The organism is Burkholderia sp. BDU5 (assembly GCF_001522845.1).
Classification (GTDB): domain Bacteria; phylum Pseudomonadota; class Gammaproteobacteria; order Burkholderiales; family Burkholderiaceae; genus Burkholderia; species Burkholderia mayonis.
Window position 1 is genome coordinate 63636 of record NZ_LOWC01000125.1, and the last position, 21349, is coordinate 84984.

General features: G+C 66.2%; 19 protein-coding genes and 2 pseudogenes. 13 read left to right on the plus strand and 8 right to left on the minus strand.

Features of this window, described 5'->3' with window-relative positions:
* Positions 1–159: 159 nt before the first annotated feature.
* Together WS69_RS19820 and WS69_RS19830 are read left to right on the plus strand one after the other, a co-directional pair.
* Positions 160–714, plus strand: a complete 555-nt coding sequence (locus WS69_RS19820; protein WP_082716329.1) for an acetyltransferase — start codon at positions 160–162, stop codon at positions 712–714.
* Positions 715–1146: 432 nt separating this feature from the next.
* Complete coding sequence (locus WS69_RS19830) at positions 1147–3081, plus strand: collagenase (RefSeq protein ID WP_059472389.1); 1935 nt, start codon at positions 1147–1149, stop codon at positions 3079–3081.
* A 257-nt stretch (positions 3082–3338) separates the two neighbouring features.
* Here the strand turns inward: WS69_RS19830 and WS69_RS19835 are convergent, their stop codons facing one another.
* The 3 genes and pseudogenes from WS69_RS19835 to WS69_RS19845 form a co-directional block, all read right to left on the minus strand.
* Positions 3339–3662, minus strand: a complete 324-nt coding sequence (locus tag WS69_RS19835; protein ID WP_059472439.1) for a DUF4148 domain-containing protein — start codon at positions 3660–3662, stop codon at positions 3339–3341.
* 487 nt (positions 3663–4149) lie between these two features.
* Complete coding sequence (locus WS69_RS19840) at positions 4150–5316, minus strand: FAD-dependent monooxygenase (protein WP_059472390.1); 1167 nt, start codon at positions 5314–5316, stop codon at positions 4150–4152.
* Between the two features lie 703 nt (positions 5317–6019).
* A pseudogene (locus WS69_RS19845) lies at positions 6020–6768 on the minus strand (helix-turn-helix domain-containing protein).
* A gap of 357 nt (positions 6769–7125) precedes the next feature.
* On the opposite strand from WS69_RS19845, the gene WS69_RS19850 reads away from it, so the two are divergent.
* A complete protein-coding gene (locus WS69_RS19850) occupies positions 7126–7314 on the plus strand; it encodes a DUF2964 domain-containing protein (protein ID WP_059472391.1) in 189 nt (62 codons plus the stop codon).
* A 189-nt stretch (positions 7315–7503) separates the two neighbouring features.
* Here the strand turns inward: WS69_RS19850 and WS69_RS19855 are convergent, their stop codons facing one another.
* Positions 7504–7953 carry a hypothetical protein gene (locus WS69_RS19855; RefSeq protein WP_059472392.1) on the minus strand — a complete coding sequence of 150 codons (450 nt, stop codon included), beginning with the start codon at positions 7951–7953 and terminating at the stop codon, positions 7504–7506.
* Between the two features lie 222 nt (positions 7954–8175).
* Between WS69_RS19855 and WS69_RS19860 the strand changes: the two genes are divergently transcribed.
* Entirely contained in the window at positions 8176–8466 is a 291-nt protein-coding gene (locus tag WS69_RS19860) for a DUF1488 domain-containing protein (RefSeq protein WP_010108636.1), read from the plus strand.
* Between the two features lie 60 nt (positions 8467–8526).
* Complete coding sequence (locus WS69_RS19865) at positions 8527–8763, plus strand: hypothetical protein (RefSeq protein WP_059472393.1); 237 nt, start codon at positions 8527–8529, stop codon at positions 8761–8763.
* Between the two features lie 60 nt (positions 8764–8823).
* Here the strand turns inward: WS69_RS19865 and WS69_RS19870 are convergent, their stop codons facing one another.
* On the minus strand, positions 8824–9471 hold the full coding sequence (locus WS69_RS19870; RefSeq protein ID WP_059472394.1) for a response regulator: 648 nt from the start codon (positions 9469–9471) through the stop codon (positions 8824–8826).
* A 572-nt stretch (positions 9472–10043) separates the two neighbouring features.
* On the opposite strand from WS69_RS19870, the gene WS69_RS19880 reads away from it, so the two are divergent.
* The gene (locus WS69_RS19880) at positions 10044–10502 is read left to right on the plus strand and encodes a universal stress protein (protein ID WP_059472396.1); all 459 of its coding nucleotides are present in this window, start codon (positions 10044–10046) and stop codon (positions 10500–10502) included.
* A gap of 263 nt (positions 10503–10765) precedes the next feature.
* On the opposite strand, the gene WS69_RS19885 is transcribed toward WS69_RS19880, so the two are convergent.
* From WS69_RS19885 to WS69_RS19895, 3 genes are all read right to left on the minus strand, one after another.
* Positions 10766–11602, minus strand: a complete 837-nt coding sequence (locus tag WS69_RS19885; RefSeq protein WP_059472397.1) for a universal stress protein — start codon at positions 11600–11602, stop codon at positions 10766–10768.
* Complete coding sequence (locus WS69_RS19890) at positions 11602–12096, minus strand: universal stress protein (RefSeq protein ID WP_059472398.1); 495 nt, start codon at positions 12094–12096, stop codon at positions 11602–11604. The genes WS69_RS19885 and WS69_RS19890 overlap by 1 nt, the downstream gene beginning before the upstream one ends.
* A gap of 138 nt (positions 12097–12234) precedes the next feature.
* Complete coding sequence (locus WS69_RS19895; protein WP_059472399.1) at positions 12235–13074, minus strand: universal stress protein; 840 nt, start codon at positions 13072–13074, stop codon at positions 12235–12237.
* Positions 13075–13324: 250 nt separating this feature from the next.
* On the opposite strand from WS69_RS19895, the gene WS69_RS19900 reads away from it, so the two are divergent.
* From WS69_RS19900 to WS69_RS19930, 7 genes and pseudogenes are all read left to right on the plus strand, one after another.
* Positions 13325–14365 carry a zinc-dependent alcohol dehydrogenase family protein gene (locus tag WS69_RS19900; protein WP_059472400.1) on the plus strand — a complete coding sequence of 347 codons (1041 nt, stop codon included), beginning with the start codon at positions 13325–13327 and terminating at the stop codon, positions 14363–14365.
* A 285-nt stretch (positions 14366–14650) separates the two neighbouring features.
* Positions 14651–15673, plus strand: coding sequence for a VTT domain-containing protein (locus WS69_RS19905; protein WP_059472440.1), 1023 nt, complete (start codon positions 14651–14653; stop codon positions 15671–15673).
* Between the two features lie 111 nt (positions 15674–15784).
* A complete protein-coding gene (locus WS69_RS19910) occupies positions 15785–16993 on the plus strand; it encodes an MFS transporter (protein ID WP_059472401.1) in 1209 nt (402 codons plus the stop codon).
* A 402-nt stretch (positions 16994–17395) separates the two neighbouring features.
* Positions 17396–17707: a hypothetical protein gene (locus WS69_RS33575; RefSeq protein WP_156438265.1), complete on the plus strand. Its 312-nt coding sequence runs from the start codon at positions 17396–17398 to the stop codon at positions 17705–17707.
* A gap of 19 nt (positions 17708–17726) precedes the next feature.
* Entirely contained in the window at positions 17727–18488 is a 762-nt protein-coding gene (locus WS69_RS19915) for an SDR family NAD(P)-dependent oxidoreductase (protein WP_059472402.1), read from the plus strand.
* A gap of 84 nt (positions 18489–18572) precedes the next feature.
* Positions 18573–18873: pseudogene (locus WS69_RS19920) on the plus strand (CmcJ/NvfI family oxidoreductase); the annotation flags it as partial.
* Positions 18874–19635: 762 nt separating this feature from the next.
* On the plus strand, positions 19636–21021 hold the full coding sequence (locus WS69_RS19930; RefSeq protein WP_082716333.1) for an amino acid permease: 1386 nt from the start codon (positions 19636–19638) through the stop codon (positions 21019–21021).
* Positions 21022–21349: the final 328 nt, after the last annotated feature.

A 21349-nucleotide genomic window follows, 5' to 3' on the forward strand; every position in this document is an offset into this window, starting at 1 on the left:
TAGATAAATCAATGTCCAAGCGCCATTTCGATGCGCTTTTCTTCGAATTGCAACGGCGAAATATATGGACCGGCGCTTCTCTATTCGTATGAACATTCTAGCTTTCGAAGTGTAATAATCTATAGAATCGCCATCTTTCATTTAAATGAACAAACAGACATGGCTGAATCGACCGTAGTCAGAATGGCCCATTCCGGGGATTATCCGAACATCCTGTCATTGCAGAACGCAAATCAGATCGTCAATCTCACCGAGGCGGAGCGCAAAAATGGCTTCCTTTCTGCGGAAATTCCCGAGAAGAAGGTCGACGCGATCGCGTCGGACATCGGCATTGTCGTCGCCTACGAAGAATCGGAGTTCGCAGGATTCTTCTGCATTTCCCGCCTCGATCCGTGGCGCGGCAATGCGATCATCGATGCGCTCGTCGCATCGTTCGAAAAGAGCGGCGAATATACGCTGGAAGAATTATCCGATACCGTATGTCTATTCGGCCCGATGTGCTTGAGTCGGGTGGCGCGCGGAAATGGAATTCTCGAAAAGATGATCGGTTTCGCGATCGCTTCCGCCAAAACTCGCTTCAAGAACGCAATCAGCTTCATTGCCGTCGATAACGAGCGATCAGTCAATGCGGTCGCGAAGCTCGGATATCGGCCCGTTCACCGCTTCGTGTCCGGCGAGCGCGAATATCACGCGTTGGTCGCCGATCTCGGCTGAGGGCGAAGCACACGGCATGGCCGGCCGCCGAAGACGCGCATCGCGTGCGCCGCTGGCCGCGCATCCGTCGATGCGCGGCGTGACGCGAGCCGTCGGCCGAGCGCATCGCGCACGATGTCGATCGCGCGCGGCGCCGTTTCCGTGCGATTCCATTCGGATTCCGCTCGTTTGCCGCGATCCGATCGCGCGTTCGCCGGCCCATCGCGAAGCGCGCACGCAAGATCGCGCAAAACCGGACAGACGGCGCCGCGCGCACGGCAATCCGACAAGCGCCGCGGACGCTTCGTCACTCGATCGCATTATTGTGAAAGCCGAATTTAAAGCGATAATAATTCAACAATATAAAATATATTGATAATTCGTCTGTTAAATTGACTTGTTAATCATCGGTGTTATATCTTTTGCGCTCCAAAATAACCGAGGGCAAGTCAAATGCTAATAACAGAGGTGTCTCGCAAGGCCCGTCGCTGGTCCGCCGTCATCGCGATGTCGGTATTCACGGGCTGGGTCGGCACGGCGTGGGCCAATACGCAGCCGTCGCAGGAAAAGCAGGCGCGCATGCCGCGTTTGCCGCAGAACTTGCCGCTGTCGCCCGAGCAGGCCGAATACAATCTGCCACTCAGCAAGCAGGATCGCGCGACGCTCGTCGAACCGCTGCGGCAGAAGCAGCAGGCGACGCGCAGCAAGCGCAGCGCGCCGGGCGCTGATTGCCGCGACATGTCGGCGATGACCCAATATCACGGCGCCGCGCTTGCCGATTACATCGCGAATCTTCCTGATTACGAATGCCATTACGGCCTGTTTTCGGTCGATAAACCGCTGGCCACGCAGATTTTCAATGCCGAAAATGTTCATGCGGTCGCGAGTCGTTTCGTGCAGGACATATATCGATACGACGCGAGCAATTTGATTTTGGTCAATTTGCTGATTTATCTGCGTTCCGCTTATTACCAATATGAGGTATCGGGTCTTGCCAATCCGATTCCGGATCTCGCCGTATGGCTGCGTCCGTACATTCGGCAGAGCCTCGCGGGCGACGCGCTGTTTCGTGAGAATTCGCGTGCGCCGAGCACCGCGAACGAGTTGATGAAGCTCATCACGAACATGAAGGACGAAGCGTACTACCTGCCGACGCTGAAGGACCGCGTCGCGCTCTACACCGCAAGCGCGGCGAATCCGCAAGCCGCGGCGCCGCTGCTGCAGCCGAGCGCGGCGGGCGGCTTCACCGGCCTGCTGACCGTGTTCTTCTACGCGCATCAGCGCAGCGCCGCGCAGCAGATGCTCGGCAGCGACGCGACGCTGCCGGAGACGCTCGATCGCTTCGTCACGGCGAACCGCGCGAGCCTGTCGAACACGAGCGCCGCCTATCAACTGGCGGATGCGGCGCGCGAAACGTTTCGCTTTCTCCGCTATCCGGCGCAGAAGCCGCGCGTGAAGAAGATGATCCAGGACATGCTCGCGTCGACGAGCATGACGGGCGCGGGCAGCGACCTGTGGCTCGCGGCGGCGGAGGCGGTCGACTATGGCGATTCGGGCAACTGCGCGGACTACGGCACGTGCGACTACAAGAAGCGGCTGACCGACGCGGTGCTCACGCGCCGTCACGCATGCAACGCGAGCGTGCGCATTCTCGCGCAGGACATGACGGCGCCTCAGCTTCAGTCGGTGTGCGCGGCGGTCGCGCTACAGGACGACTATTTCCACCGGATGATGAAGACCGGACGCAAGCCGGTCGCAGGCGATCGCAACGATACGATCGAGCTCGTCGTGTTCGACGACTACGAGAACTATCGAAAGTATGCTTCGGTGATCTACGGAATCAGCACCGACAACGGCGGCATGTATCTCGAAGGCGATCCGTCGGCGCCCGGCAATCAGGCGCGCTTCATCGCGCACGAAGCCTCGTGGCTGCGGCCGGAGTTCAAGGTCTGGAATCTCGAGCATGAGTTCACGCACTATCTCGACGGCCGCTACGACATGGCGGGCGATTTCACGGCGAGCACCGCGAAGCCGACCGTCTGGTGGATCGAAGGCGTCGCCGAGTATCTGTCGAGAAAGAACGACAACCAGGAATCGATCGACGCCGCGCGCATGGGCACGTACCAGTTCTCGGACGTGCTCGGGACGCGTTACTCATCGAGCGACTATGTCGCGCGCGCGTACCGGTGGGGCTACATGGCGACGCGCTTCATGTTCGAGCGCCATCGCGCCGACGTCGACACGATCGTGTCGCGCTTTCGCACCGGCGACTACGACGGCTACGAGAACTACGTCGCGTACATCGGCCGCCGCTACGACAACGAGTTTGCCGATTGGGTGCGCAACGCGACGACGGCGGGCGAGCCGACGCTGCCGGCGAAGAACTGACGCGCGATCGAACGTTTGCGAGCGCGGGGCGACGGTGAAGCGAACGACGCGGACTTGGCGTCTCGCGACCGTTCGCTCTCCTCCGTCGTCCCGCGCTGCGGATCATTGGTGAATCATACGGGCGGCAGGCGTTGAAAGGCGCATATGCCGCCCGGATCGAGTCCGTGCGACACGCGTCGCCGTTCCCGGCTCGTCGATCGAGCGCTATCAATGCGCAGGGCCGCGTGCACGATCGGTCTGGCCGATGCGCGCTTCGATCAGTGATGACGATACGGCGCGTCCCAGCCGCCCGATGTCGGCGAGACGCGCTGACCGGATTGCATCGCGCCGGCGGCGGTGCCGCCGTAGCCGGAGCTCGACGTGTTGACGCCGCCGCTTGCCGATGCGATGCGAGCTTCGGTTGCCTGGATGTTCGCCGGGTACTGGTTCTTCGACGGCTGATAGCCGGCTTTTTCGAACTGGATCAGTTCGTTGCGCACTTGCGCACGCGTCAGCGGCCCATTGGACGACGGTTGCGCAAACGACAGGGCCGGAACAGCGAGTGCGAGTGCAAGCGCGACCGTTTTCAGAGCGGACTTCATGATGCGTACCTCCATTTGTCCCCGCCGCGGGCGAGCGTGCTCGCGGTCGGCCATGACAGCTTGACGAATCTGTCTTAAGACGAGGTTAACGGCGCCGTGCGGGATGTTGCCGGATGTGTTGTGATACGGGGCGTCGTCGAAGGATGAAGAGGGCCGCGAATGACGGCGGCCGTGAAAATTGACACTCGCATTCGGTGTGCGATCCTGCGATCAACCAGATCGTGGCGCTGTCCAGCGCGCAAAGCCGGCTGCGGCGTTCATCGCGATGTTCATCCGGCTGAGTTTGGGGAGCGCCGAATATGGGGGCGGCTTTCCGTTCCCGGGACCCAATCCGGACGAATCATCGATACAACTTGTTGCAGCTTTATCGCTGGACGTCCACGCGGCATGGCTTCGCGCCGATCGTGCCGGACCGCCGGAGCCGTTGTCTGCTTGCACCCCATGATGGAACGGTGCGATTGCGCGGAACATGAGACCGCTTTCCGGGTCACGCTTCGCCAGCGGTTCCCAGCAGAGCCGAGTCTCGCCCGCTCGTTTGCAATTGGGATCGGAAGTTGGCGAGGAGTGCCGAGCGATCGTGATAGGCCGTCGCCAGCGAGTGGCCGTAGGAAATCACGGCCTCGTTGACGGGATGCCGCACACGTTCGAACGAGCCCAGCGCTTCGGCCAGCGCGACCTGTCCGCTCAAATACCGGTCGAGGCAACAGCCGAGCTCGCCGGCATCCTCGATCGCGAGGTTCATCCCTTGGCCGGTAATCGGATGGATGCTGTGAGCCGCATCGCCGAGCAGCACGACATTCTGCTTGTGATAGCGGCTCAGATTCATCCGGCCGAGCGGTATCAACGGAAATTCCGTACCCGCGCCTATCATCGCCATCGCATCGGCGCTCTCGTGACTGACGAATTCGCTCAGACGCGACACCAGCTTCGCACGCGTGGCGTCGGCAAGATAGCCTTGCATGTCGTTTGCGGGAAAGCTGACGACGAGACGCGTCGCTTCGTTACCGATCGGGTAGAAGTAGGCGAGCCCCTTGCTCGAATCGACGTATAGCCTGTTGCATTCCCGAACGCTGTCGGTCAGCGGAATCGTGCCGAATGCCATCGGCGTCGCATACGGAATGCGCTCGGCGTGCATGCGCAGGATGTCGGTGCGAATCATCGAGCGCGCTCCGTCGGCGCCGACGAGCACATTGGGCGAGACGGTCTCGCCGTCGCTCAATACGAGCGACGTCACCGCGCCGCCGGCGTCTTGCTCGACTTGCTCGATGGACGTCTCGAAGCGCAAATCCACATTGGGCAGGCCGTCGAGCTTGCCGAGCAGCAAGCGACGCAACTGCTCGCAAGGAATCAGAATGAAGAAGCCGAGCGTGCTGGAAACCCGATAGTCCAGCGATGCGATCGGTTCCTTGTCGTGGAACAGCTTCATCGCATCGCGCTCGAGCCCGCCGGCAGCGAAGACGTCGTCGAGCAGATCCATTCCGCGAATGATGTCGATGCCGGAGGGCTTCAGCAAATCGGCGCCGTTTTGTGCCCGATTCCGCGCCAGTTGCTCGACGACCGTGACGCCGTAGCCGCGTCTTCCAAGCAGGTACGCGAGCGCGACACCTGCGATACCGCTGCCATTGATCAGTACATCGACGTGCTTGCTTTTCATAGTGGGTTCGTTTTATTCCAATGATCGCCATTGACGATTTTCCCGACCCCGGACGGATTCGGTCAGGCGAATCGTGACGCAGGCCTATGAACAAGATTCGTGTGCCGCTTCAGTCTTTTCTATTTCGTATTCGTGGTTTATTGAATGAAAAAATTTCAGCGTGCCGCAATCCTGCCGATCTTTCCAGGGTGATTCGTCATGGAATTTGCTTGAGCTCGGGAGGGAGGCAGCCTTCCACGGCCGACCGGCGCGCATATGCAACGAAGTGAACCTATCGTGCGGACCGCTCGCTGATCGCGACCGCAATCGTATTAAAGATGCAAAAAATATGCAAATAATTATGGCAGAGAGAAATGGAAATCGATGTGCGAGATGAGCTGATGAAGGGTGATCGATTTATTTTTAGAAAAAGTCAAAAGATCTATTTCATCGATTGCGGGAAAATGTGTCAATTCGATCGCCAAATAAACTGACGCCGCAAATCGCGATGGACATATCGAATGCGCGTCACGACGACGGCCTGCTCGCCGTCAATCGCAAGCAGATCGCGCGCAATGCCCAGCGAGCTCGCGTCGTGCAGAGCCGCGGGCGCGAACGTGCGCGCGTGCGCGACGCGATGTCGCGCGCGTCCACATCGCCCGATCGAATATCCGACGCAGCGAAAGCGATGCGGACAAGCCCGCCGGTTTCGCTTCCGCGCCGCTCAGCGCGCGGTCATTTTCACGCCGCGCCGTGGCGCGCCGCTCGTCGCGATCGTGCGTGCGGCGGGCGCACGCTTCGGCCGTTCGGTCTTCCGCGCCGAAGGCTCTTCCGCGGGCGGCGGCTCGGCCGTCTTGCGCGCGGCGCGCGTGCGTAGCGGCTTCTGCCCGCCCGGCAGCGATGGGAACGCCGGCTGCCCATCGCCGAAGAGCGGCAGCGTGCCGACCGCGATCAGCTCGACGGGCGCGTTGCCGACGTTCACGACGCGGTGCCGCTCATGCGCATTGAAGTGCGGCGAATCGCCGGGCCGAGCGGGAAGTCCTGTTTGCCGACGGTGTAGCGGACGCGCCTCGACAGGACGAACACGAATTCGTCGCTGGCATGCGCGACCCATTCGGAGCAATAGCCTTCCATCATCGACACCTTGACCGCGTTGAGCTGGCTGTCCGTGAAGGTGGTCGACAGGCGCTCGTAGCGCTGCTGCGTCGGGCGGATCGAATACGATTCGCGGCTGCCTTGATGCGAATCCGGCTGATCCTGACGGGGCTGGTCGACGAGCGCGCTGAGCGGCGCGCGCAGCGCTCTCGCGACATTGACGAGCGAAGAGATCGAAATGCCGGTCAGGTTGCGTTCGACTTGCGACAGGAATCCGACCGACAGGTTTGCCTCGGCGGCGACCTCGAGCAGCGTTTTCTTCAACTCGCGGCGCAGGCGGCGGATGCGTCCGCCGATGTGCATGATGTCCGAATCCATGCATTTCCCACGAGGCTACGGTTGCCGTTCGACGCAAGCGCGCGGCGCGCTGGCGGGTTGCGTCGGCCGTGCCCGTTGCGCGGGCGCGGCGCGGGGCGATGGTGCCCGTGCATTGTACAGCGACGCTTTTGGCTTTTTGCGCGGCGGAGGCGTAGGTCTACGCGCATCGCCGACGCTTCGCCGGGCGCGTTCACACGGGCGGACGGCGCTTGATTCACGTCAAGGCCGCCGTCGCGCGACGGGCGATCATACAGGCAGGCTGGATGGAAAGCACGCGCGTCGATCGCGCGTGACGACGCCGGCGCGCGGGCCGCGCACGCAGTCGGGCGGCCGCACACACGAAGCCAGGAGACCGTCATGGTGCGCAAATATCGGGTCATTCTCGCGACCATCGCCGTATTCATATCGCTCGCGGGGATGATGGAAGCCATTCGCGGTCTGCTGTTCGACAGTAATGCCGAATTTTTGTATGGCGTGGTGGCGCTGTCGCTCGGCGTCGCCGCGTTCGTCGTGCTGCTGAATCCGACGCCGAAGGACGAGCGCTGACCGCGTCGCGACGCGAGTCCCACATCGGACGATTCATCCGCCTTGAAAGCACACGAAATCACGCCGTCGGCGCGACGCAGGCGTGGGGCTGGCCGGTCATCGAACGGCTGGCGCGGCTGTCGCGGTCGGGACGGCCGCCGGTTGTCCATCGCCGGCTTATTCCGATTCCCGGATTCATCCGCTTACCGATCAGCTCGGCACGACAGCCGAATGCGCGCGCTTGTCCGCGAGCGGCAATTCTCCCCAGCCGAGCGGAATGAACACCGTGCCGCCCGCTTTCTCGACCGTTTCGACGAACGTGCGGAGCGTCGCGCCTGCGGCGATCGACAGCGGCTCGCCGCCGAAGTAGCTTTCGGTTCGCAGCCACGGCGCGAGCCCTTCGTTGATGTCGACGACGCTGCAGGTGACGGCGCTGCGCCCGGCCTCGGGCGGCAGCAGCGGGCCGTCGAACGCGACGCGCAGGAGCTGGTCCGGACTGTCCCCATAGGGCGGCCCCGCATACAGCTCGTAAGGCGCCTCGCTCCAGCGGTCGCCGCATTGGCGGTCGAGCGGCAGGCACGTGAAGTAGGCCCACGGACTGCGCACGAAGCACAGGCGATAGGTGTCGCGGACGCCTTCGAGATTCGCTTTCAGTGTCATGGCTCGCCTCTTCGTTCGACGCTCGCGGGGCCGGCACACCGGATGTGACGGGGCGTGCGATGCGACGATCATCGTTCCGCCGCCGCCCGGCGCGTTGACGCAGATCAACCGTGCGCCGCGCGCGGCCGGTTGACGTGGGTCAAGCGCGTGCGGCGGCGCGGCTCTATGCTGAAGCATCGATGGATCCGTTGCCCGTCCCGGCAGCGGCTACAGGAGGCTGTCATGCCCGTCATGAAGATTTCGTTTCCTCAAGATCCGCCGCCCGAATATTGTGCGCGCGATCTCGTCGTCGCATTCCCCGCGCTCGTCGACGGCGAGTACGTGCAATGCGCGATCACGGCCGAGGCGCTCGAGGATCATTTCGGCGCGGCATCGCTGAAGGAAGACGATCTGCTTACGGCGTTCGACCTGCACCGCGGCAAGATCGAGCATGCCGCGCGCCGGATGCTCACCGAGATCGGCGGCAAGCCGGTCTTGCTGCACAGCGGGTTCTTTCGATTCCTTTACGAGTAGCGCCCGCGCGCCGCGCGGCTTCGCGTTGCGCCGCGGCGGCCGATTCGGCAGGAGAGCGACATGACGTTGTCAGGCAACATTCAGGAAGGCGACTGGACGGTCGAAGTGACGACGTCGCCGGTGCAGGGCGGTTACGTGTGCGATATCAAGGTGATGCATGGCGCGCCGAGCGGCGCATTCAAGCACGCGTTCCGGCACAGCAGGACGTTTCCGACCGAGCGCGACGCGATGCTCGAGGGGCTGCGCGCCGGCATGACCTGGATCGAGCTGAAGATGTCGAAGGCGTTCAACCTGTGAGGGCGCGCGGGGCGCGCGCCGGCCGCGCGTAGCCGCCGCGTGCGGGCCCGCCCGCGGCCGTCAATCCTCGTCCGGGTCGTCGATCAGCTTGTGCCGCAGCGCGTAGCGCACGAGCGCCGCTTCGTGCGGCATCTGCATCTTCTCGAGAATTCGCGTCTTGTACGTGCTGACCGTCTTCGCGCTGACGCACAGCTCGTCGGCGATCTGCGTGAGCGTCTGTCCGGACGCGATCCGGCGGAACACGTCGAACTCGCGGTCGGAGAGCCGATGGTGCGGCAGCGTCTCGGCCGGCTCGTTCAGGCTTTGCGCGAAGCGCTCGGCCATCGCGAGGCTCACGTACACGCCGCCCGACGCGACCTTCGTCACCGCGCCGACGAGCTCCGAGCTCGCGCTTTCCTTCGTCAGATAGCCGGACGCCCCCGCCCGGAACGCGCGCACCGCGTACTGCTGCTCCGCGTGCATCGTCAGCACGAGGATCCGCAGCGCGGGCTTCTCGTCCTTGATCTGCTTGATGAGCTCGACACCGTTGCGTCCCGGCATCGACAGATCGAGCACGAGCACCTGCGCGGGCGTCGAGCGGATGAGCGAGATGGTCGTCGCGCTGTCGAACGCTTCGCCCGCGACCTCGAAGCCGGATGCATTCTGCAGGATGTGGCGCAAGCCGTCGCGCACGAGCGCGTGGTCGTCGGCAATCAAAACCTTGATCATGGGTGGAGATATTCCTGTCGAAACGATTGCGTCGGGGAGGTCGACTGGTGCGCGGCGCGTTCGGCGGCGGACGGAGCAGGGCGGTCGCACGGCTGCGCACCGCGCGGGCGGCCGGCCGCCGCGCAGCCGCGTCCGGCCCGGCCGGCGCCGAACGCGCCGGCGGCCGCGAACGCGCCGGCGCGGGCCCGCACCGGCGAACCGGTGCAGGGCACGGCGTGCATGCGTTCGTTTCGTACCGTCGCACGAGCGGTCGTCAAGCTTTTACTCCCCGGTCGAGGCCGGCTGCGATGCGGCGTCCCGAACGCACGGACACCCTCGCAAGTGGGCCACGGCCTCTTATCATGAATATTGAGATGAATTGTGCTCGAATTGGCTGTTTTTGGCTAATGGGATTGCGCAGCAGGCATGGCGAACGAAGCGACGCCGCATGTTCGACGAGCGTTGCGTAGGCCGTGCGCGCACCCCGAGCGCACACTTGATCCTCGTCAACGGCGGGCCGTGCGCGTCGCGCGAGACTCTCGGCAGGGCGTGTTCGCACGCGATCGAATGGTGTTCTCCCGGAGGTGTCGACCATGTACAAACGAATCTTCGCGGCGCTCGACGGCAGCCGCAGCGCAGGCGTCGCGCTGGACGAAGCGATCAAGATCGCCGAGACGTTCGGCGCAACGGTGACGGCCGTCTGCGTCGTCGAGCACAAGCCGCAACTCGTCGACGTCAATGCCGCGTACATCGAGCCGCAGGAGGAAGACGGCTCGGCGAGCGAGATCGCGACCCGCGTGCTCGCCGACGCGAAGGCGCGGCTCGCGCAGCATCACGTCGAAGGCACGGTGCGCGCGATCGATTCGTATGGCGAGGACGTCGCGGTGGTGCTGATGCGCACGGCCGCCGAATGCGACGCCGACCTGGTGGTGCTGGGCACGAGCGGACGCCATGGCATTCGCCGGCTGCTGCTCGGCAGCGTCGCGGAATCGCTGCTGCGGATCGCGGATCGGCCGGTGCTGCTGCGCCGCTACGACGAGTCCGCGCAGTGACGCGGATCGTCGCGCCCGGCTGTTGCATTGCGGCATCGGGCGCGCGTTCGCTGACGCGGCGAGACGGCATCAGTCGTCGGAATCGCCGGCTGAAAGCATCGCGAAAGCACCACGAACTGTACGACGCGAGCGCGATGTAAAAGCGAAAGGCGCCCGGAAGCGGGCGCCTTTCTTTCGTACATATCGGCCCGGGCCGGCGGGCGGTTGCGCCGATTCGGCGCCCCGGTATCCGTTCCGGCACCGGCTCGCGGACGCGGCGCCGCTCAGTGCGACAGCAGCACCGGCACCGTCATCGATTCGAGCATCGTCCGGGTGACGCCGCCGAGCACGCGCTCGTGCGTCCGTGTGTGGCCGTATGCGCCGAGCACGAGCAGGTCCGCGTGCAGGTCGGCTGCGCGGTTCAGCAGCACCGCGCCCGTTTCGACGCCGGGCACATGCGCCGACGCCGAGAACGACGCCTGGATGCCGTGCCTGCCGAGGTATGCGGCGACGTCGATGCCGGCAGGCGCGAGATCGGCGCCCGTCTTGCGGCGCCGCAGAACGCTTTCCACCGTCACGAAGCGCGCGCGCCTGAGGATCGGCAGCGCGTCCGTGACCGCGCGCGCGGCCTCGCGGCCGCCGTCCCACGCGACCAGCACGTTCTCGCCGAACGTGCGCATCGCGCCCGTGAACGGCAGCACGATCGCCGGAACGCCGCAGCTCATCACGACGTCGTCGACGAAATGCTGTTCGATGTACGCCGTGTCGTCGCCCGGATCGGGCTGGCCGAGCACGACGAGATCAGCGTGGCGCGCATGCAGCGTCGCGACGTCGGTGGGCGGGCCGGCCGGCGCGCGCCATTCGAAGTTGACGCCCGAGCGTTTGCCCGCGGCCGTGAAGCGCGCCTGCGCTTCGTCGCGCCGTGCGGCGTGCTGAGCCTCGTTCGCCGCGAGACGCAGGCTTTCGTCGCTGCGAAAGAGCGGCCGCAGCAGATCCTGGCACACGACGTACAGGCCGATCACATGTGCGTCCCAGCGCCGCGCGAGGTCGAGCGCGAACTCGGTGCGCGCATCGCTCTGGCGGCTGTCGTCGATATGGACAAGCAAAGTCTTGAATTTCATCACGCAGTCTCCGTCGGATGAGTCGCGTTCGCGTCGTCGGCCGGCACGCTGCGGGCAGGGATCATCATCACTGGGCAGCGGGCGTGGCGCAGCAGCCGCTCGGCGACGCTGCCGAGCATCAGCCGGCGCATGCCGCGCCGGCCGTGCGTGCCCATCACGATCAGGCTCGCGCCGATCTCGCGGGCCGCGCGCTCGAGGCGCTCGGCGATGTCCTCGCCCGGCGGCTCGACTTCGATGAGCCGCGGCGCGCCGGCGACGCCGCGCCGCGTCATCCGGCTCTGCGCGTCGTCGAGCACGCGCCGGCCTTCCTCGCGAAACGCGTCGATGAGGATCGACGGGTCATAGCCCGGCGTATCGAATGCGAACACCGGCATGTCGACGACGTAGACGGGCACGAGCCGCGCGCCTGTGTCGACGGCGAGCTGCAGCGCCGCGTCGAGCGCATGCGACGCGGTCTCGCTGCCGTCGAGCGCGACAAGAATGATCGAATACATGTTTGTCTCCCAACACCTTTTTCGTTCGGTCAACATCGGCCGCGCATCGCGCCGCCCGCCTGACCCGGATCACGCGCGCGGGGCTTGCCGTCCGCGCGCCTCTTCGGGCGGCTGCGGAGGCGCGCGGCGTTGCGCGGCTCAGTGCGACATCAGCACCGGCACCGTCATCGATGCGAAGATCGTACGCGTCACGCCGCCGAGGATCAGCTCCTTCCAGCGCGCGTGGCCGTATGCGCCCATCACGAGCAGATCCGAACCCGATTCGTACGCGTGCGACAGCAGCACGTCGCCGATCGACGAGTCGCGCGAGCGTTCGAGATCCCGCACGTCGATGTTCGCGTGATGGCGCGCGAGCGTGAGCGCGATGTCGGCGCCCGGAATCCGCCCGCCGGGCGGCTCCTGCGTGGCGCCGTTCACGGTGACGATCGTCGTCTTCGTCGCGAGTGCGAGGAACGGCGCCGCGTCGTGGACGGCCCGCGTCGCCTCGCGGCTGCCGTCCCACGCGACGAGCACGCGCGTGCCGAGCGCGGACGGCATGCCCGCGTACGGCAGCAGCAGCACCGGGCGGCCCGCCGACAGCACGAGCGTGTCGGGGAAGCTGTCGTCGACGTAGGTTTCGGGGTCGTCCGGATCGGTCTGGCCGGCGATCACGAGGTCTGCGTAGCGCGCGTAGTGCGGCACCGATTCGTTCGCGCGCGCATCGGCGACGATCCACTGTCCCTGCACGTTGGCGCGCGTCAGCTCCGCGTGGAACAGGCGCTCGAGCGCCGCGCGCTTCTCGCCGCGCCGCTTCTCCTGATCGGAGAAGTAGTCGGCGGTGCCCGCCATCACGTAGAACGACGTCGGCTCGGGCGTGTAGATCGCGAAGATCGCCGTCAAGTGAGCGCCGAACTGGCGCGCGAGCGTCAGCGCTGTTTCGAGCCGCGCGCGCGCGCGGTTGCTCGTGTCGAGATGGACCAGGATGCTCTTGTAGCTCATCGCTCGTTCTCCTTGGTTCCGGCGCCCGGTGCGCCGTCTGTGCGTATGCCCCCAGTCTATGAAGGGCGCGGGCGGGGCGCTTGACTCAGATCAAAGCCCGTCCGGCCGTCCGCCCGCTCGTGGGGGACGCCGCGCGCGAGCGCCGCACGCGGATGGGCCGCGGCGCTTGATTCGCGTCAACCGGCGCGCGCGGCAAGCGCATAGAGTGGGGCGCGAGGGGCATCCCACGCCCCGCGAGCGGAGAGACGACATGAAAGCGCTGGTGTATCACGGGCCCGGCAGCAAATCGCTGGACGAGCGCCCGATGCCGGAATTGGCGGCGCCGACGGACGTCATCGTGCGCGTCACGCGCACGACGATCTGCGGCACCGACCTGCACATCCTGAAAGGCGACGTGCCGAGCTGCGAGCCGGGGCGCATTCTCGGCCACGAGGGCGTCGGCGTCGTGCATCGCGTGGGCGCCGCGGTGGGCACGCTGAAGGAGGGCGATCGCGTGCTGATCTCGTGCATCTCGTCGTGCGGCCAGTGCGAATATTGCCGGCGCGGGATGTATTCGCACTGCGCGACGGGCGGCTGGATCCTCGGCAACCGGATCGACGGCACGCAGGCCGAATACGTTCGGATCCCGCACGCGCAGACGAGCCTGTACCGGATTTCGCCGGGCGCGGACGAGGAGGCGCTCGTGATGCTGTCCGACATTCTGCCGACGGGTTTCGAGTGCGGCGTGCTGAACGGCAAGGTGCAGCCGGGCTGCACGGTCGCGATCGTCGGCGCAGGACCGATCGGGCTCGCCGCGCTGTTGACCGCGCAGTTCTATTCGCCCGCGCAGATCGTGATGATCGATCCGGACTCGAACCGGCTCGCGGTCGCGAAGCGCTTCGGCGCGACCGCGTGCGTCGACAACGGCCAGGTCGACGCGGTCGCCGAGGTGAAGGCGCTGACGGGCGCGGGCGTCGACTGTGCGATCGAGGCGGTCGGCATTCCCGCGTCGTTCGAGCTGTGCCAGCAGATCATCGCGCCGGGCGGCGTGATCGCGAACGTCGGCGTGCACGGCGTGAAGGCGGATCTGCATCTCGAGACACTGTGGGACCGCAACATCACGATCACGACGCGGCTCGTCGACACGTCGAGCACGCCGATGCTGCTGAAGACCGTCGGCTCGGGGAGGCTCGATCCGAAGCAACTGATCACGCACCGTTTTCGGCTCGCCGACATCGGACAGGCGTACGAAACCTTCGGCCACGCGGCGAACACGCGCGCGCTGAAGGTCATCATCGAAGTGTCCGAGTAGGCGCGCGGACGGCGCGGGCCGCGTGAGCCGCTCGCGCGGCCGCCGTTTGCTGTCGTTTGTTGTCGTTCGCTGTCGTTCGCTGTCGTTCGCTGTCGTTCGCGATTCCGCCCGGTTTCTCGAAGCCGGGCGGACGCGCGCGCTCGCTTGCTTGCACGAGCGGGTCACGAAACGCGTTTAGAATGCGGGTTGCCGATCTACGCCGCGCACGCGCCGCGGCCGGCGCCGCGGCGATTCGCGGGCGCCGACGCCACCCGGCTCGGCATTCGTCGCGTTCGAGGTGCGTTCGTGTGGCATTTTCCCCAGGCTATTCCCGCGTCGCTCGGTCCGTGGGCCGTGTTCGCCAGCGTGCTCGTCACGCAGCTCGGCATGCCCGTTCCGGCCGTGCCGATGCTGATCGTCGGCGGCACGATGGCGGCGATGGGCCAGGCGTCCTATGCGAGCATGCTCGGTGCGGCGGTCGCCGCGACCGTGCTCGCCGATTCGATGTGGTTCTTCGCCGGCCGCGCGCGCGGCCGGCGGCTCCTCAACGCGCTCGTGCGCTTCTCGCTGTCGCTCGACACGACGCTGCGCGTCGCGCGCAAGGTGTTCGAGAAGCACGGCGCGCCGCTCCTCGTGCTCGCGAAATTCCTGCCGGGCCTCGGGCTCGTGTCCGCGCCGCTCCTCGGCACGACGGCCGTCGCCGTCTGGGTGTTCCTGCTGTGGGACGTCGCCGGCGCGTCGCTGTGGGCGAGCGTGTGGCTCTTCGGCGGCGCGGCGCTGCACGACGAGATCGTGCGGCTGATGCAGTGGGTGAGCGCGAGCGGCGGCACGCTGTTCGACGCGTTCGCGGCGATCTTCGTCACGTTCGTGCTGTACCGCTGGGTGATGCGTGTCCGCTTTCGCCGCTGGCTCGCGAAAATCCGCATCAGCCCGCAGCAACTCGATGCGATGCTGAAATCGGCCGCGCCGCCCGTCGTTTTCGACGCGCGGCCACGCGCGGTGCGCGACAAGGAAGCGTACCGGATCGCGGGCGCCTATCCGCTCGATCTCGATTCGCCCGATCCGCTGCATCCCGACCTGATGACGCGGCCGATCGTCGTCTACTGCGTATGCCCGAACGAGGCGACCGCGAAGCGCATCGTCAGCCAGTTGCAGCGCAAGCGCATCCGCCACGCGCTCGCGCTGAAGGGCGGCCTCGACGCGTGGGAAAAGCTCGGCTATCCGGTCGAGCCGCTGCCCGCCGACTTCGACGCCGCGCGCTACGTCGCGCCGCCCGTCGAGCCGGATGACGGCGGTGGTTATCCGGTGCGCGCCGGCTTGACGGACTAGCCGCGCCGATCGCGGCGGCGGCTCGCCGAGCCGAAGCCGCCGCGTTGCTGCGCCGCGCTGTCGCTTCGACGCTTCGCACGAAACCCATCCCGACCGGTCACGAACCCGCCCATGCCCGCGCGTCCCGCCTCTGCCGTCCGTCCGCCGATTCCGCGCACCGTGTGGGCGCTCGGCTTCGTCAGCCTGTGCATGGACTTGTCGTCCGAGCTGATCCATGCGCTGCTGCCGATCTATCTCGTCACGACGATGGGGATGAGCGTCGCGGCGCTCGGCGTGCTCGAAGGCGCGGCCGAGGCGACTGCGATGATCGTCAAGATCTTCTCCGGCGCGCTGAGCGACTGGCTCGGCCGGCGCAAGGCGCTGCTCCTGCTCGGCTACGGGCTCGCCGCGCTGACGAAGCCGCTGTTTCCGCTCGCGGGCGGGCCGTCTACGGTCGCCGCCGCACGGCTGCTCGACCGCGTCGGCAAGGGCATCCGCGGCGCGCCGCGCGACGCGCTCGTCGCCGACATCGCGCCGCCCGAGATCCGTGGCGCGTGCTTCGGGCTGCGCCAGTCGATGGATACGGTCGGCGCGTTCGCGGGCCCGCTGCTCGCGATCGCGCTGATGCTCGCGTTCGCCGATCACATCCGAATCGTGCTGTGGTTCGCGGTGGTGCCCGCTTTCCTGGCGGTCGTGCTGATCCTGATCGGCGTCGACGAGCCGGCGCCTGCGCCCGCCGCGGCGCGCACGTTTCGCTCACCGCTGCGCTGGCGCGCGCTGCGCGAGTTTTCGGGGCGCTATTGGTTCGTCGTGCTGATCGGCACCGCGTTCACGCTCGCTCGCTTCAGCGAGGCGTTCCTCGTGCTGCGTGCGCAGCAGGCGGGTCTCGACATCGCGTGGATTCCGGCCGTCATGGTCGTGATGAGCGTCGCGTATGCGGCGTCTGCGTATCCGGTCGGCATCGTGTCCGACCGGTTCGGCGCGCGCGCGCCGCTCGCGGCCGGCATGCTGCTCCTGATCGCGGCCGATCTGCTGCTCGGCGCGAGCGCGTCGGTGACGACGCTCTTCGCGGGCGTCGCCGTGTGGGGGCTGCACATGGGCTTCACGCAGGGGATGCTGGCGGCGCTCGTTGCGGAAACCGCGCCGCCGGACCTGCGCGGCACCGCGTTCGGCGTGTTCAATCTCGCGGGCGGGATCGCGATGCTGGCGGCGAGCGCGCTTGCCGGCTGGCTGTGGGAGCACCACGGCGCGCCGACGACGTTCTTCGCCGGTGCGGCGCTCGCCGCCGTCGCGCTCGCGATGTGCGGCTTCGTTCGGCGAGGGGCGGGACAGGCGGCGTGATGGCGGGCGGCTGACGGGCGACGGCATGTGCTCGCGCCGGCCCTCGGGCGAGCGCGAAGCGTGAGCGTTCGTGCGGATTTCGACCGACTCGACCGTCCTCCGCTGTTTTCCGAATCCGTCGTCGCGGCCGGCCGCGCAGGGCGCTCGGAAAGCGCCGATGCATCGTGGCGCGTCGGCGGGGCGGCGTCGCTCGGATTGCGTTCGATGTTTAGACGACCATCATGACGATGCCGTGAGTGACGATCGGCAATTGGCGATCGGCGGCCGCAGTGAGCGGCTCAACGCCGGCTCGTTCGGAGGCGCATGTTCGAGCCATTGGCCCTCCGCGATTCACGCGATGACGGCTGTCTCGGCACCGATCTCGATCTCGAATGCCCGTTGGAAACGACAGCGTGATCGCGCATGTCTCAACGCGTCGCTTCGTGCATCGCCATCGAAATTTCATCGACTCGTTCGATGACGGAAGCGATCGTTCGCGCACGACGATCGCCTGCGACGCTGCTCCGCCGCACATTGATCGACACACGCCGCGAACGCCCGCTCGAACGTCTTGCGGACCGATCTCCGTCACCCGCTCGCCCCGTTTCCCGCATGCAAGACTGCGCGGCCTACAGGGTTTTAAAAACGCTCTATGCTCAACGCTCCTTCAACGAGCGTGTTCGCAGCCTTCCGGATAAACATATCTCGTTTTCTTTGTTTCACACGCGCGACTGACGATATAGGGTTCGCCGATATGACCATCGATACAGAGTCGTCCTCTTCCATTCCGCTCGCATGGATCGCGGGCGTCGGCGCGAGCGCCGGGCTCGGCGCGGCCGTTGGCCGGCGCTTCGCGCGCAGCGGCTTCGCGGTCGTGTTGACGGGGCGCACGCACGAACGCGTCGCAGCGGTCGCGGACGAGATTCGTGCGCAAGGCGGCATCGCGCACGTCGCGAGCGGGGACATCGCGAACGAAGCCGATGTTGAGCGCCTCGCCGTCGAAGTGCGCACGCTCGGCACACTGCGGGCCGCGGTGTTCAACGCAGGCAACGCGGTGCGTGCGCCGACGCTCGAGCTGAGCGCCGCGCAATTCGAGCACGCGTGGCGCACGAACGTGATCGGCGGCTTTCTGTTCGCGAAGGCGGCGCTCGCGCAACTGCTCGACGCGGGCGACGACGCGCCCCGCAGCCTGCTGTTCACGGGCGCGACGGCGTCGCTGCGCGGCCGGCCGCCGTTCGCCGCGTTCGCATCGGCGAAGGCCGGTTTGCGATCGCTCGCGCAGACGCTCGCGCGCGAGTTCGGGCCGCGCGGCATTCACGTCGCGCACGCGGTGATCGACGGCGGCATCGACGGCGAGCGCCTGCGCAGCGCAGCGCCCGACCAGGCCGCGCAAGCGGGCTCGGACGGGCTGCTGTCGCCCGACGCGATCGCCGAGAGTTACTGGCAGCTGCATGTGCAGCACCGTAGCGCGTGGACGCAGGAACTCGATCTGCGTCCGTACAAGGAAGCGTTTTGACGAGGAGTAGTCGCGATGAGCACGGTCATCGAAGCGCGGCCGCCTGTGCAGGCAGGCGGCGAGATCGAAGCAGAGGTCAACTATCTGGCGAAGGGTGACGCGCGCACGATCGCGCCCGACGATCTGGTGCCGAGCGACCTCGTCTATCGCGACAAGGTCGGCGACACCTATTCGGTCGTCGCGAATTCCGCGCACCACTGGTTCTACTTCCCGCGGCTGCGCGCCGACGAGACGCTGCTGCTGAAGATCTACGATTCGCTCGACGACGGCCGCGCTTGCCTCACCGCGCGCACCGCGTCCGACGCGTCCGACGACGCGCGTGACTGCTGCGCCGCGCCGGAGCATCGAGGTGCGCGCGCTCGTGTTCTGGCCGGCGGCTGCGTGAGCGTCGGCGGCAAGCGGCGATGGCGTCGCGGCGAATAGAGTAGAGCCCCGGTCGATCGACCGGAACGGGTTTCGTTTGCATCGCGCGCCGGAGATACGAACGGCGTGATGCGGCAAGGTGCGATGCGGCGAGCCACGGAAGGCCTCGCGACGCCTTGGCTCGCTGCATGCCTTCGCCGCCTCTGGCGGCACCGGTTTCATCCGCGGCCGCGTGAGCGGCCCAGCGTTTGCGCCGCCACATTGCCGTTTGCATGCGATAGAAACGGCTGGCGACGAGCGCCATATTCTTCATATAATTGCCGCTGCATTTCGACCGAGCGTGCAATGCCGATCCGAGCGCCGACGCAAGTTGCGAGGTTCGCTCGATCATCGCCGACTTCCCGAGCAACACGAAACAGATGCGCGCCCGTGGCACGCGCGCTTGTTCATGCTTGTCGGGCGGCGGCGTGCGCGCGTGCTTCGGCACGATCGGATGCGCGTTGCGCGATGCGTCGCGACACCCGGCCGAATTCGGACGCTGCGCCACTGCGTTGCGATTGACGGAATGAAGCGGTTCGATCGCGATTCGCTTTCGATCGGGCGCGGTGATCCGATTCGCCGCCGGGCGTCGCGCCGTCTTCGCGAAGCGGTCGGCAGCGGCGGAGCACGCGGCCGGGGCCGCAGGCTGTAAGCCGTGAAATCGCACGCCGCGCGCAACACGCCACGGTCTTCCCTCGACACGACATCACAGCGGCGCACACCCGCGCGCCGACAGGAGACATGGGTGACTTCACAAGACGAACGGCTGCACCGCGGCCTGGAGGAGCGGCACATCAACCTGATGGCGCTCGGCGCGACGATCGGCGTCGGCCTCTTTCTCGGCTCCGCCGCCGCGATTCGTTCCGCGGGCCCGGCGATCCTGCTGACCTACATCCTCGGCGGCGTCGCGATCTTCCTCATCATGCGCGCGCTCGGCGAAATGGCGATCGACAATCCGGTCGCGGGCGCGTTCAGCCGATACGCGCAGGACTACATCGGGCCGCTCGCCGGGTATCTGACGGGCTGGACCTACTGGTTCATGTGGATCGTCACGTGCATGGCGGAAATCACCGCGGTCGGCGTCTACATGCACATGTGGTTTCCCGGCGTGCCGAACTGGATCTGGACGTTCGCCGCGCTGATGGTGATGGGCGCGGTGAACTTCATCGCGGTCAAGCTGTACGGCGAGTTCGAATTCTGGTTCGCGCTGATCAAGATCGTGACGATCGTGCTGATGATCGCGGGCGGCGGACTGATGATCGTCACGGGCGTCGGCAACGGCGGCGTGGCGACCGGCATCTCGAATCTGTGGGCGCACGGCGGCTTCATGCCGAACGGCTTCTCGGGCGTCGTCGGCGCGCTGCCGATCGTGATGTTCGCGTATCTCGGCGTCGAGATGCTCGGGCTCACGGCGGGCGAAGCGCGCAATCCCGAGAAGTCGCTCGCGAAGGCGGTGAACTCGGTGTTCTGGCGCGTCGTGATCTTCTATGTCGGTGCGCTGTTCGTGATCATGTCGATCTACCCATGGAACCAGATCGGCACGCAAGGCAGCCCGTTCGTGATGACGTTCTCGCGGCTCGGCATTCCGGCCGCCGCCGGCGTCATCAACTTCGTCGTGCTGACGGCGGCGTTGTCGTCGTGCAACAGCGGGATCTTCAGCACCGCGCGGATGCTGTTCAATCTCGCCGAGCAGGGGCAGGCGCCCGAGCGGCTCGCGTCGGTGAATCGGCGCGGCGTGCCGGTGTACGGCGTGCTGATCTCGGCGGCGCTGCTGTTCGTTGGCGTCGTGCTCAACTACTTCGCGCCTCAGAAGGTGTTCGTGTGGCTCACGTCGGTATCGACGTTCGGCGCGATCTGGACCTGGTGCGTGATCCTGATCGCGCAGTTGCGCTTTCGCCGCCGCGTGTCGGTCGAGCGTCTCGCGCGGCTGCCGCTGCGCGTGCCGTTCCATCCGGTGTCGTCGCTCGTCGCGCTCGCGTTTCTCGCCTTCGTCGTCGTGCTGATGGCGTTTTCGCCCGACACGCGCGTCGCGCTCGTCATCGGGCCGCTGTGGATCGCCGCGTTGACCGTGTATTACTACGCGTATCAGGCGGGGCGGCGCGCGCAGTTGACGTCGCCGACGGACGGGTGAGCGTAGCGCGGCGCCGGACGAGGGCGATCGGGCGACAACGGGCACGCGTTCGCGCGCTCGTTGTCGATTGCGCTGGCAGGCGTGTTATCGCGTCGCTGCGCGACGGATGCGTTCGTGCGTTCGCGGCTGTTTCATCGTTCGATTTGCAAGGGAAAAGCGCGCTGCGGGTGTGCTCGATGTCGGCACGCGATGCGGCTTCCGATTGCGTGCGGGAGTTGCGGACGTGATCGCAAGCGCGACATGTCGCGTTGGCCCACGCGATCGATTCGGCCGCGCCACGGAAAGCGCCCGCAAAGCGATCCGCACCGCACGTGTCATACGCCACGCA